Consider the following 12,051-nt stretch of genomic DNA (forward strand, 5'->3'; position numbering starts at 1 on the left):
CTCGACCTGCGCAGGCTGTGAGCCGGACCGGGCGAACCGGACGCAGATCGAGCACTCCTGGGCCCCGCCCCGTCCCGGGCCTTTCGCACCTGTCGAGAACCGCCCACCCCTGGGCCACACTGGGAGGGACGTGCGGGCCCACCGGGGGCCCGCGGGCCGCGCACAGAAGGAGGACAGCATGACCGCGTCGCGTGATGACATCCCCCTCGCCGACCTCGAGGAGCAGCAGAGGGGTCTGGACAGCGAGCCCGAGCCGACCCCGGGTGAGGACCTGCCCGACGAGGAGCCGCCCCACACAGCCGAGGTCGAGGCCAACGAGGCAGACCTCCTCGAGCAGAAGATCTCCGTCAACGAGAGCGAGGACTACCCCCACGCCGGCGCCGAGGGCTACGAGGAGTAGCCCGCCCGCGCGCCCGGCCGGTCACCAGCCGCCGTAGGGGACGGTGATGACCTCGAGGTCGTGGCCGCTGGGGTCCTTCCAGTAGAGCCCCCTGCCGCCGTCCTCGGTGTTGACCTGTCCCTGTCGACTGTGGAACGGGTCGGCCCAGTAGGTGATGCCCCGCTCGGTGAGGCGCCCGAGCACCTGGTCGAACTCCTCCTCGGAGACGAGGAAGGCGTAGTGCTGGCGGTGCGGGGTGCCGAACTCGTCGGCGAAGTCGAGCGTGACCCCGTTGCCCAGCCGCACCGCGACGAAGGGCCCGTAGGCCGTCGGCGGCTCCAGGCCGAGGATGTCGGCCAGGAACTGTGCCGACGCCTGCTTGTCGTGGCTGTGCACGATCGTGTGGTTGAACTGAGCGCTCACGCTGCGAGTGTCCGACGCCGCGCGGGTCGTGCGCCACCCCACCGCGGCGTATGCCGAGCGTCCGCCTCCGGTGGCCGCCTCCTCCGTTCGGCCCGTGTTGGCCCTTTCCGGCGATGCGGCCCTCGCGCCGTCGGCAGCATGTCGGCGTGCGTGTGGGGGGACTCTGGGATGCGGCGACGTTCGGGCCGGCGCGGCGTCGGCGGTGGATGGGCCGCCAGCTCGCCGAGCTCGACCGGCTCGACGTGCTCGCCCTGCAGGGAGGCGCCGCAAACCGCCGTCCCGCCCGCTCGAGCGGGCCCCAGCGTGGTCTCGCCATGGGGGTGGCGGGGGTGCTCGTGGGCAGCGGGGCGCTGTTCTACGACGAGTGGTGGGAGATGGCGGGCCCGATCATCACGGGCCGGCCCCCGGAGGTGCGCACCGTCACCAGCGACGTGCCGCTCGGGGTGGCGCCGACCAAGGCGTCGAACTCCACTGACTACGCCTTCATGGACACCCGCTCCGGCTTCCGCAACGAGCCGGTCACCTTCGACCCCTGCAAGGTCATCCACATCGTCGTGAACACCGCGGATGCCCCGACCGGCGCCGAGGGGCTGCTGAGGGAGGCCGTCGCCCGGGTCAGCGCCGCCTCGGGACTCGTCTTCACCATCGAGGGCACGACGACCGAGCGGCCCTCGAAGAACCGCCCGAGCCGCGATGTCGGCCGCTACGGCAACCGCCCCTCCCCCGTGCTCGTCGCCTGGACGAACCCCACGGTCGTGCCGGAGCTCGAGGGCAACATCGCCGGCATCGGCGGGCCGGTCCCCGACCGGAGCGCGATCTCCACGAGCAAGCGGTGGGTCAGCGGGATCGTCTACCTCGACGGACCGAGCATGTCCAAGCTCCTCCAGCGCTCGTCGCGGGGCTGGGCCCAGGCACGCGCCATCGTCATGCACGAGCTGGCCCACGTCATCGGGCTCACCCATGTGCAGTCCCGCGCGGAGCTGATGCACGCCAAGAACGACGCGGGGGTCCTCGACTGGGGGCCCGGCGACCGCGAGGGGCTGCGCCTGCTCGGCTCCGGTCCCTGCGGCTGAGCCCGCGCCCCCTCCTAGCCGAGAGCCTGCGCGATCGCGACGTCACCGTTGTTGAAGTCGATGATCCGGCCGACGGTGCTCGGGTGGTCCAGGACGTATGCCGCGACCGCCGCCACGTCGTCGCGGCTCACCGACGAGCCCCGGACACCGTCGCCGGTCTCGATGCGACCGGTCCCCGGATCGTCGGTGAGACTGCTCGGCCCCAGGATCGTCCACCGCAGCCCGCTCCCCTGGAGGTGGGCGTCGGCGGCGGCCTTGGCCTCGGCATACGCGAAGAAGGGGTTGTCCTGCGGCACCCCGTGGTCGGGGCGGTCGTAGAAGTAGGACACCATCACGTAGCGCCGGACGCGGGCCTCCTGCGCCGCGTCCATGGAGCGGATGGCGGCGTCCCGGTCGACGGCATACGTCCTGCCGGGGTTGCCGCCACCGGCCCCCGCCGACCAGATCACGGCCTCCTGGCCGCGCAGCCGCTGCACCATCTCGTCGGTGTTGAGCTGCTCGACGTCGGCCTCCATGACGCGCGCACCGGTCGCCGCCACCTCCGCGACGTGCCGTGGGCTGCGGATCCAGGCGGTCACGTCGTGGCCCGCGTCGATGAGGAGCGGAAGGAGCCGGAGGGCCACCTTGCCGTGGCCGCCGATGACCGTGACGTTCGCCATGGCTGCCACCCTAGGACGCCTCGCCAGTGCTCCGCGCGCCCACGTGAGGGCCGACCAGGTGCTGGGGTGCGTCGTCCCGGCTCAGAGCCCGAGGCGGGCGGCGACCTGGTCACCGCCCATCCCCCGGACGACCTCCGGGTCGCCGACGACCACGAGCACGTCGGTGGCGCGGGACATGCCGACGTAGAGGCGTTCGCGCGAGCGGTCGGTGACCTCGGCCTGGTTGACGCAGAGCACCACCGCGCGGCGCTCGAGCCCCTTGCAGCCGAGGACGTGGCCGTAGAACACGTCGTCGTTCTCCCAGAAGGAGCGCCAGTACTCGCGCTGGTCGGTGCCGTCGGCCCGCTCGACCTGGATGGGGTGGCGCCTGCCCGTGGTGACGAGCGCGACGTGCTGCGGCTGCCAGCCGTCGGTGAGGAGCTTGTCGACCTCGTCGTCGGCGGCACTGACCGCGTCGTCCGCGCTGGTGGGGACGAACCGGACGTCGACGCCCTCGCCGCCGCGCAGCGTCATGCGCATCGGCGCCAGAGGGCCGAAGGACTGCGCGATCTGGCGGGTGTTGCGCAGGTTGTGGTCGAGCACGAGCGGGACGAGGGGCACGGGAGGCTGGCCGAACCGGGCGAAGATGCGCTGGTTCTCGTCGCTGTAGAGGAACAGGCCGCCCGCCTCCTCGTCCTTCAGCGACCGCAGCAGCGGCCGCCACCACAGGTCGGCGAAGTCCTGCGCCTCGTCGACGATGACCGAGTCGAACCGCTCGTTCGGCGGTAGCGCTGCGGCCAGCTCGGCCATCCGCTCCGGCAGGTGGTGCTCCCAGAAGTCGCTGTCCTCCCGGCTCCCGTCGGGCGCGCCCCACGACCGGCCGAGCTCGTGGAAGGTGCCGACGAACGCCGGCCGGTGCCTGCGCGGCGCGAGGGCGATCTCACGCTTGAAGTACTCCGCGAGGCCGATCGAGTAGCAGACGAGGGCCACCCGCTGGCTGGCCCGCTCCCCCGAGCCGCGGCTGAGCTCCTTGGCCTGCGTCAGGGCCAGCACCGTCTTGCCGCTGCCCGCTCCTCCGCGCACCTCGACCCGGTTGAGGAGCCGCGTCACCTTGAGCAGGGTCGCCTGCTCGGCGGTCAGGCGGTCGGCCTCGCGCTCGCGGTCGTCAGCGACGGAGGCGGGGTCGTAGGCGGGTAGGTGGCGGCCTCGAAGGATCTCGATGATGAGGTCGACGTCGTCCTCGTCCGGGACGCGGTGGCCGCCCTCCTGCTGCGTCGGGATGTCCCAGATGCGGCCGGCGAGGTCGTCCTGGTCGGCCTTGCCGTGCACCGCCCACCGCGGGCAGTCGGGCATGCAGAAGTCCTCGTGGATGTCCGAGTAGGGAACGACGACCGTGTGGCCCCAACGGATCCGCTTGCGGGAGCTGTTCTTCCAGCGCGGGTCCTTCTCGACGTACTCCCTCAGCGCGTAGAGGTTGCTGCGGGCCTGGTCGACGGGGTCGATCTGCCTGGTGCCCGAGCCACGGGTCTGCACCCACTGGCCGTCCTGCACCCAGACGCTGCCGCCCTTGACCTCGACGACCACCACTCCGGCGCCGGGCAGGAGGGCGACGAGGTCGATCTCGTGGTCCTTGCGCTCATCGGTCAGGCGGACGTTGGCCAGGACGACGTCCTCGGGGCGCAGCTGCCCGACGAGCCGCTCCCAGACCTCACGCTCCGAAGCGGTCGTGAAGGTCGGCACCTCCGGCAGCGCTCGTGCCCCCATGGCCTGCCTCCCGTCTGACAGCGTGTCGTCCCAGTTCCTCGGTGATGCTGCCACGGGAGCAGGCCTCCGAAGGGCCAAACCGGACATTCCTCGTGCGCATGCCGGTGGGCCCGCCGGTGGTCGGCGGGGTGTGGGGCGGGGTCACGCTGGCTCCTGCGCGGCGCGTCTCGCGAGGAGCTCGTCGTAGGAACCCCGGGTGAGGTCCCACTCGACCCGTTCCCCGTCGGTGTCGTTGACGACCCGGCCGGCGTGGCGGCGGGCGTGCACGACCGTGTGGTGCCGCTCGCACAGCAGCGCAGCGTTCGAGAGGTCCGAGGGGCCGAGGTCTGCCCAGTGCACGAGGTGGTGGGCGTCGGTCCACTGCGGCGGCGCATCACAGCCCGGGTAGGTGCAGCCGCCGTCGCGGAGCCAGAGCCGTTTGGTCTGGGCGTCGCTGAAGTACCGCTTCTCCAGGCCCCAGTCCACGACCTCACCCTTGCCGCCGAGCACGATCGGGATGACCGACCCGTCGCAGCACAACCGGCGCACGGTCTCGGGGCCCAGGTGGGTGCCGGCGTCGAGCCCGCCCAGGGTGGTCGCCGCCCCGAGTCCGGCCTTGAGCGACTCGAAGTCCATGGTCAGCAGCAGGGTGGTCTTGTTGGTCTTGCCGACCTCGTCCCCGGCCGCGACCGCCCGCCTCACCAACGTCACCAGGGCGTCGCCGCGGCGCCGGTCCGAGGAGCGCAGGTCGCGTTCCCCGTCGACCGGCTTCGGCGCCGACAACGGCCCCAATGCCGCCTCCAGGACTGCCTTGCCCTCGACGTCGAGGGTCAGCCGGTACTCGAAGGTGTCGGCGCCGGTGTCCCGCGGCTGGGACAGCGCGACGAACGCCTTGCCCAGGTTCTGTTGCTCCTGCAGGACGCCCTCGGCGCCGTACCGGGCGAGGATGAAGGGTCGCACCCTCCGGCAGGCCCGCGGCCCGTCGTCGACGGCAAGGTCGATCAGCGTGCTCAGGGCCGGTTCCTGCACCAGCTCGCCGAGCATCGGCCGGAGCTTCTCGAACTCGGACACCACCGCCGCCGCGGACGTCACCGGCAACCGGCCCGCGTCCACCGCTTCTTTGACCGGCGCGTTGACCTGCTTCTGGAACGCCTGCGCCACCGCCACCACCGTCCCGGCGCCACCCGCCCGAGTCGACGGGGCGTGCGCCCGCACCCACTGGGTCACCGACATCGCCGCGGGCCCGCCGGAGGTCTCACCCCGGTCCATGGCCTCACCGACCACCGCCACCATCGCGGTACCGCACGCCACACCGAGTGCGTCGACCTCACCGAGCAGCCCGGCCAGGCCGTCGGGCCCACCACCTGACGGTGCCTGCCACAGCTCGCTGTCGAACCCGACCAGTGCCTCCCGCGCAGCAGCGATCCGCGCCCGGCGCTCCGCCAGGCTCAGACGCGACTGGTTCCCCTCCATGACGACAACCGTAAGGTCGACCACCGACACCCCAACATCAGTCCACCAGCACGAAACCTGTTGCAGCACAGGCAGACTCGACACATGCCAGACTGCACGGCGCCACTCTGGGAATGTGACCTGTGGACGACGTGACCGCACGCGACCCCGCTGTGGACGGGGCACGCCTGGTGCCGGCTACGAACACGGCTGCGCCGCTCGGCAGACACGGTTGTGTGCAGCGGCATACCGGTACGAGGACCGGCGAGCGTCAGAACCTTCACGCTGGGCGCTCGCCTGCCTGAGGGCTGACGACCCCACCCAGCCCCGACACGCCGGGTCCGCCTCGGCCGAACGGTCAGGGATTCATGAGAAATGCGACAAATGGCCGAGGCGGATGCCACCCTCACTGACGTCTCACCAGCCCCGACTCCCCCTCTGGACCCTCTCGTGCGCCGACTCCTGTCCTCCACGCTCGCCCTGGCCCTCACCCCCGCCTTCATCGCCCTCCCCACGGTCTCCTTCGCCACGACCGACAAGCCGCACCCGGTGGCTCCGCGCGTGACCTCGACCGCGGTCGTCGGCGTCGACGCCTCCGCGGCGTCGGCCACCGACCGCAGGGCCGCGCGGGCCGGGCACGCCGTTTCGGCCCTCACCGGCGGGCAGTCCCGACCCCGCTTCACGGTCGCCGGCGTCTCCTGGGCGCGCGGCAGCGGGTTCACGGCGGCCGACGTGACTGTGCGGGTGCGGGTCAAGGAGGACACCGGCTGGTCCGGCTGGGAGACGCTCAGTGCCTCGGACGACGGCCCCGAGGCCGGGTCCGGCGAGGCGGCCTCGGCACGGGTCGGCACCAGCCCGCTGGTCACCGACGGCGCCACCGGCATCCAGGTGCGCGTCGAGACCCCCGGCGGCAGGACACTCCCCGACCTCAAGGTCACCACGATCGACCCCGGCCACTCCGCAGCCGACGACGACCTGGTCAACCGGGCCCCGGCCTCCTCCGCGTCGGCCGCGGCGCTCACCCCAGCCATCATCACCCGGGCCCAGTGGGGTGCCGACGAGTCGCTGCGCGGCGCCACGACCTACAACACGACGGTCAAGGCGGTCGTCATCCACCACACCGCCGGTTCCAACGACTACACGGCCGCGACGGCTGCGGCGCAGGTGCGGGGCATCTACGCCTACGACACCCGGGGCCTGGGCTGGTCCGACATCGCCTACAACTTCCTCGTCGACAAGTACGGGCGCATCTACGAGGGCCGGGCCGGCTCGATCACCCGCGCGGTGAGGGGCGCCCACGCCATGGGCTTCAACACCGACACCATGGGCGTTGCCGCGCTCGGCAACTACGAGACGGCCAGCGCACCCGCCGTGATGGTCGACGCCCTCGCCAAGGTCGCGGGCTGGAAGCTGTCGCAGTACGGCGTGGACCCCAGCGCCAGCACGCGGCTGACCTCGCAGGGAGGGACCGGCGCGAAGTTCGCCAAGGGCGTCACCGCCACCCTGCCCACCGTCAACGCCCACCAGAACACGTCGTACACCTTGTGCCCGGGCCGCTACCTCTACCCGCAGATGGCGACCCTGCGCAGCAAGGCCGCGCTCTACGCGAAGTACTCGACCACCTCCGGTCCCGCACCGGTCACCACGAGCAGGCTCTACGCGGCATACGGCACGCTCACGCTGGCGAGCGGCTCGACGGGCTGGGCCGTGCGCGACCTGCAGCTCGAGCTCAACCGGCGCGGGTTCTCCGTCGGCACCGCCGACGGAGCCTTCGGGCCGGCGACCCTCGCGGGGGTCCAGAAGTTCCAGCGCGCAGCGGCCCTCGCGGTGACCGGGAAGGTCGCAGCCAACGACTGGCGAGCGCTGTCAGGCCTGTCGTACAACAAGGTCACCACGACGCCAACGACGCCAACGACGCCAACCGCAGTGGCAGGGCTCGACTCCGACGGGCGCGGTGACGTGCTGGGGCGCACCGGGATCGGCGACCTCTACCACTACCCGGGCCGGCTCGGCGGCATCGCCGCCCCCGTGCGCATCGGGCCGGGCTGGAACGTCTACCGCCAGGTCGTCTCCCCAGGCGACCTCACCGGCGACCGTCGCGCCGACGTGCTCGCCATCACCCCGGCCGGTGACGTCTACCTCTACAAGGGCACCGGCACGAGCCGTCTCCAGAGCCGGGTCCTCCTCGCCCGCGGGTGGGCTGCCTACACCGACCTCGTCACCCCCGGGGACTGGACCGGCGACCGCAAGCCCGACCTGCTGGCCCGCAAGGCGAACGGCGAGATGTGGCTCCTCGTCGGCACCGGCACGGGCGGCTTCACCACGCCGCGCAGGATCGGCACCGGTTGGGAGGCGTTCACGCAGATGATCACCCCGGGCGACGTCACCGGCGACGGCCGCGTCGACCTGCTCGGGCGCACGCCGGCGGGCACGCTCTACCTCTACCGCGGCACCGGGGTCACGTACCCCACGGCCCGGGGATACCAGGCGGGCACGGTCGTCTCCCACGGCTGGCGGTCGTTCAACACCGTGCTCTCCGTCGGTGACCTCACCGGTGACGGACGCGCCGACCTGCTCGCGCGCACGCCGGCCAACGCCAACTACCTGTTCCCGGGCACCGGCAAGGGCACCTTCACGACGGCCAGGCGGATCAGCGCGCCGTGGGGTGACACGACGCGCATCGTCGGGGTGCGCTGAGGCTCAGCCTCACAGTCCGCCGGCGAGCCGTCCCAGCGCCTCCTGCCAGTGCTGGTGGTCGCCCCGAGGGTCACCGGCGATGCCGCGTCCCTCGTGGTAGAGGTCGACGCGGGTGGCGTCACCGTCCGCGCGCAGCTGCACGTCGAGCATGCTCAGCGGACCGTCCTCGTGCGGGTGCCAGCTGACGCGCACCTGCTCGAGCGGGTGGAAGGAACGCATCACGCCGTAGGAGCCGTCGCTCGCGCGCCAGGGCTCGCCCTTGCTGCCGAGCCGGGCGCCCTCGCCCAGCAGCGCTTCGGTGCCGGCGGGGCTGATCAGGTGCTCCCAGACCCGTTCCACCGGGGCTGACATGGTGACGCCGGCGTGAACGCCCGCTTCGGGCTCGCCGGCGTCGACGTCGTCGGTGAAGGTGTCGACCTCACTGCTCATGGAGACCTCCGTTTCGGCGGACCGCCCCGGGTGGGCGGACCCACGAGGACAGTCGACCGCGTGGAGGGTGGTTCGGGCAACAGGTCTGAGGGCCCCATCGACGAACGGTATGCCGCGTGGGCGGGCGGGCGGGGTGAGGTCGCCCACGCGGCATACCCGGGAAGGGCGCGTGGCGGTCAGGCGGGCAGAGGCTCGCCCTCCTTCTTCCCGAGACGCGCCCTGGTCTCCTCGACGTCCATGCCGTGGAGCCGCATCAGGTTCTCGCCGAGGATCTTCTTCTTGGCCTGCGGGGTCAGCTGCGGGTAGCCGTAGCCCTCGACGAGGTCGGGGGGCAGCTGGAAGTTCCAGAACGCCCGAATTGCCCACTGTGGGTGGAAGATCGGCGCCTCGGAGCCGTAGACGATCTTGTCCTCGCCGCACCAGAAGAGCAGCTTGCCGAGGATCTCGGCGAACATCCGCGGGGCGCGCACGACGAAGTTGATCGTGGCCGCGAGGCTCGCGTGGAGGTTGGGGTAGCGGATGAGCTGCCAGCAGGTCTCGTCGATGAACGGCAGGCCGACGTGGTAGATCACGAAGTTGATGTCGGGGAAGTTCGCGGCTGCGCCGTCCATGTCCCAGGTCTGGGTGAACTCGACCGGCTGCGGTCCGAGCGGCACGCCCTTGTGCACGCCGACGAGGTTGATGCCCAGCTTCTGCAGGTGCTCGAAGACCGGGAAGGCGACCTTGGGGTCGTCCATGCGCCACGGCACCGGGCCGCCGTCCTCGTAGCGGACGTTGTAGAACTTGAAGCCCTTCGCCCCGAACTCCTCCACCTGGCGGGTGATGTCGTCGAGCGCCTGCTTTCCCTCGAGCGGGTTGCAGGTGCCCCAGAAGACGGTGCGGTCGGGGTCGAGCGCGGTGAGCTCGGTGCACCGCTGCCACGAGCTGAGGCCGTCGCGGTAGAGGTCGGTGAGCGGCAGCGGCATCGCGATGCAGATGTCGGTGTCCGACTCGTTGTAGACCATCTGCCGGATCTCCTCCGGGCTCCACTTGTGCAGCCACTCCTGGGAGGGCATGACCGTCTCGCCGTCGGGGGTGAGCGTGGCGTGGAACGCGTAGAGGTGGTTGGAGAACATCTGCCCGGCCGTGCCGTAGGCGTTGTCCGCCTCGAAGTTGAAGGGGTGGGCCACCCCGTCGAAGACGATCGCGTCACCGATCATGGCTCAGTGCTCCTTCGCTGCGGGTTTGCCTGTGGTCCAGTGCTTCTCGACGTATGCCGCGGGGTCGCCGGCGCGCGTCGGCGGCGGCAGGAAGCGCAGCTTCTCGCGGGCGCTGGGGGCGAGGCGTTCGGTCGACCACGCCTCGTCCCAGACGATCTCGACGTCGGCGCGCGTGATGCCTGGCATGTCCTCGACGCTGGTCTTGATCTCGGTGAGCACGGTGCTCGCGAAGGGGCACCAGCCGCTGGTGAGCAGCAGCTCGACGCGCGCCTGGCCGGTGTCGTCGACGTGTGCCCGGTGGAGCAGACCCATGTCGACGACGCTGATGCCCTTCTCGCGGCAGCAGGGGTCGTAGACACCGGTGAGCCGCTCGCGGATGGCGGGGTCGACGGCCGGCACTGTCGTCATGAAGGTCAGTCTCCGGCGCTCGCCCGGGCTGCCATAAGCCCCCGGGATTTCCCATGGCGAAACGTCTGTTCTGGCAGCCTGCTCCGCGGTTACCCTCGATCGGGACGGCGTCGTCGGGAGGAGGCCGCGCCATGAGCCAACCCGAGGTGATGGTGGCGCGCGGCCGCGAGCCGGAGGACCTCGTGCAGAGCGTCTCGCGGGCGCTGCGGGTACTCGAGGTGGTGACGACCTCCCCCGGCCTGCCGGTGAAGGCGATCGCCAGGCGCAGCGGGCTCAACCTGTCGACGACCTACCACCTGGTGCGCACGCTGGCCTACGAGGGCTACGTGCGGCGGCTGCCCGACGGCTGCTACGACGTCGGCACCGAGCTGCCCCGGCGCTTCCACGACGTGGTGGAGTCGCTGGGCCGGCCGCCACAGTCACGCGACGTGCTGTCGCACCTGGTGCAGGCGACCGGCCTGTCGGCGTACCTCGGCCGGCTGAGCGCCTCGGGCATGGTCGTCGCCGAGGTGGTCGAGGGACCTGGGTCGCCGTACCTCGAGGACTTCGAGGTCGGGCTCGAGGTGGCCGCGCACGCCACCGCGCTTGGCAAGGCGCTGCTGGCCGCGATGCCGCGGGCCACCCGCAAGGAGTACCTGCGGTCGCAGGGTGGGCTCCCCGCCTTCACCGCGCAGACCATGACCGACGCCGAGGCCCTCGAGGGCTGGCTGAGGTCGGTCGACCCGGCCGGTCCGGTGGTCGAGCACGGCGAGTACCGCGACGGGGTGTCGTGCGCGGCCGCGCTGGTGCCGCAGACGGTCTCGGTGCCGCAGCTGTCGCGGGGTGCGGCGGCCGCGGGGTCGCCGGTCTCGCCGGCGGAGGGGCCGGTCTGGGCGGTCGTGGTGTCGACGCGCACCGACGAGCTGTCCCCGCAAGTGGGCGCCGAGGTGATGCGCGCCGCCCGCGACCTGGCCCACGCCTGACCTGCGCACCCGGCACCTCGCGACGGGTCCGGCAGGCTGGCCCGAGGCGGCTTCCCGGCAGGCCGTGCTGGCCGCGGCGGTGACGGTGAAGGTCACCCGGGCCCACTGAGCCTGCGCAGCCAGTCCCGGAGTCGGGCCGAGCGCGCCGGAAGGATCGGGTAGCAGCCGACCCGGACGACGCCGGTGCGCCCTCAGCCCGTGCCACGCTGCGACGCTGGGCCCGGGTACTCCCTCGTGCCAGCCACCGGCGCGATCGGTCAGCCCGTGGGCATCTCGACGACGCCGACGATGTTGCCGGCGGGGTCCTTGAACCACGCGATGGCGCCGCCCAGGTCGCGCGAGATGCCCTTCGCGTCGGTCTTGATCGGGTCCTCGGTGTACTGCTCGAAGGTCACGCCTTTGGCCGTGAGGTCGTCCACCGCCTTCTCGACGTCGTCCACGACGATGTGGAGCACCGTGAAGGTCGCCGGCTCATGGTTGTCCTTGGGGTAGACCATGGCCTGCCCGCCTCCTCCGAAGTTCAGCAGCAGGCCGTCGAACTGCTCTTCGACGTCGAAGCCCAGGGTGCCGCTGTAGAAGGCCTTGGCGGCGGGGATGTCGTTGCTGGAGAAACTGCTCATCACCTGGTTGCTGCCGAACATGGGCTGT

12 protein-coding genes are annotated in these 12,051 nt (G+C 71.7%); 4 read left to right on the plus strand and 8 right to left on the minus strand.

Features of this window, described 5'->3' with window-relative positions; translation table 11 throughout:
• The first annotated feature begins 178 nt into the window (after positions 1-178).
• Positions 179-400 (plus strand): hypothetical protein, encoded by a 222-nt coding sequence (locus P2F65_RS02320; protein WP_275803754.1) that lies wholly within the window; start codon positions 179-181, stop codon positions 398-400.
• A gap of 21 nt (positions 401-421) precedes the next feature.
• Here P2F65_RS02320 and P2F65_RS02325 read toward each other — a convergent pair whose 3' ends face one another.
• Complete coding sequence (locus tag P2F65_RS02325) at positions 422-802, minus strand: VOC family protein (RefSeq protein WP_275803756.1); 381 nt, start codon at positions 800-802, stop codon at positions 422-424.
• A gap of 146 nt (positions 803-948) precedes the next feature.
• On the opposite strand from P2F65_RS02325, the gene P2F65_RS02330 reads away from it, so the two are divergent.
• Entirely contained in the window at positions 949-1,875 is a 927-nt protein-coding gene (locus tag P2F65_RS02330; protein WP_275803758.1) for a peptidase, read from the plus strand.
• A 14-nt stretch (positions 1,876-1,889) separates the two neighbouring features.
• On the opposite strand, the gene P2F65_RS02335 is transcribed toward P2F65_RS02330, so the two are convergent.
• From P2F65_RS02335 to P2F65_RS02345, 3 genes are all read right to left on the minus strand, one after another.
• Entirely contained in the window at positions 1,890-2,534 is a 645-nt protein-coding gene (locus tag P2F65_RS02335) for an SDR family oxidoreductase (RefSeq protein ID WP_275803760.1), read from the minus strand.
• An 81-nt stretch (positions 2,535-2,615) separates the two neighbouring features.
• Positions 2,616-4,277 carry an NERD domain-containing protein/DEAD/DEAH box helicase gene (locus P2F65_RS02340; RefSeq protein ID WP_275803762.1) on the minus strand — a complete coding sequence of 554 codons (1,662 nt, stop codon included), beginning with the start codon at positions 4,275-4,277 and terminating at the stop codon, positions 2,616-2,618.
• Between the two features lie 141 nt (positions 4,278-4,418).
• Complete coding sequence (locus P2F65_RS02345; protein WP_275803764.1) at positions 4,419-5,729, minus strand: HNH endonuclease signature motif containing protein; 1,311 nt, start codon at positions 5,727-5,729, stop codon at positions 4,419-4,421.
• A gap of 429 nt (positions 5,730-6,158) precedes the next feature.
• Between P2F65_RS02345 and P2F65_RS02350 the strand changes: the two genes are divergently transcribed.
• Complete coding sequence (locus tag P2F65_RS02350) at positions 6,159-8,405, plus strand: FG-GAP-like repeat-containing protein (protein WP_275803767.1); 2,247 nt, start codon at positions 6,159-6,161, stop codon at positions 8,403-8,405.
• 9 nt (positions 8,406-8,414) lie between these two features.
• Here the strand turns inward: P2F65_RS02350 and P2F65_RS02355 are convergent, their stop codons facing one another.
• From P2F65_RS02355 to P2F65_RS02365, 3 genes are all read right to left on the minus strand, one after another.
• The gene (locus tag P2F65_RS02355; protein WP_275803769.1) at positions 8,415-8,834 is read right to left on the minus strand and encodes an SRPBCC domain-containing protein; all 420 of its coding nucleotides are present in this window, start codon (positions 8,832-8,834) and stop codon (positions 8,415-8,417) included.
• A gap of 176 nt (positions 8,835-9,010) precedes the next feature.
• Positions 9,011-10,033, minus strand: a complete 1,023-nt coding sequence (locus P2F65_RS02360) for an amidohydrolase family protein (RefSeq protein WP_275803771.1) — start codon at positions 10,031-10,033, stop codon at positions 9,011-9,013.
• Between the two features lie 3 nt (positions 10,034-10,036).
• Positions 10,037-10,441 (minus strand): iron-sulfur cluster assembly protein, encoded by a 405-nt coding sequence (locus tag P2F65_RS02365; protein WP_275803773.1) that lies wholly within the window; start codon positions 10,439-10,441, stop codon positions 10,037-10,039.
• A gap of 131 nt (positions 10,442-10,572) precedes the next feature.
• Here P2F65_RS02365 and P2F65_RS02370 point away from each other — a divergent pair, with 131 nt between their 5' ends.
• The gene (locus tag P2F65_RS02370) at positions 10,573-11,403 is read left to right on the plus strand and encodes a helix-turn-helix domain-containing protein (RefSeq protein WP_275803775.1); all 831 of its coding nucleotides are present in this window, start codon (positions 10,573-10,575) and stop codon (positions 11,401-11,403) included.
• A 257-nt stretch (positions 11,404-11,660) separates the two neighbouring features.
• On the opposite strand, the gene P2F65_RS02375 is transcribed toward P2F65_RS02370, so the two are convergent.
• The gene (locus tag P2F65_RS02375; RefSeq protein WP_275803777.1) at positions 11,661-12,044 is read right to left on the minus strand and encodes a VOC family protein; all 384 of its coding nucleotides are present in this window, start codon (positions 12,042-12,044) and stop codon (positions 11,661-11,663) included.
• Positions 12,045-12,051: the final 7 nt, after the last annotated feature.

The organism is Knoellia sp. p5-6-4 (genome assembly GCF_029222705.1).
Lineage (GTDB): Bacteria > Actinomycetota > Actinomycetes > Actinomycetales > Dermatophilaceae > Pedococcus_A.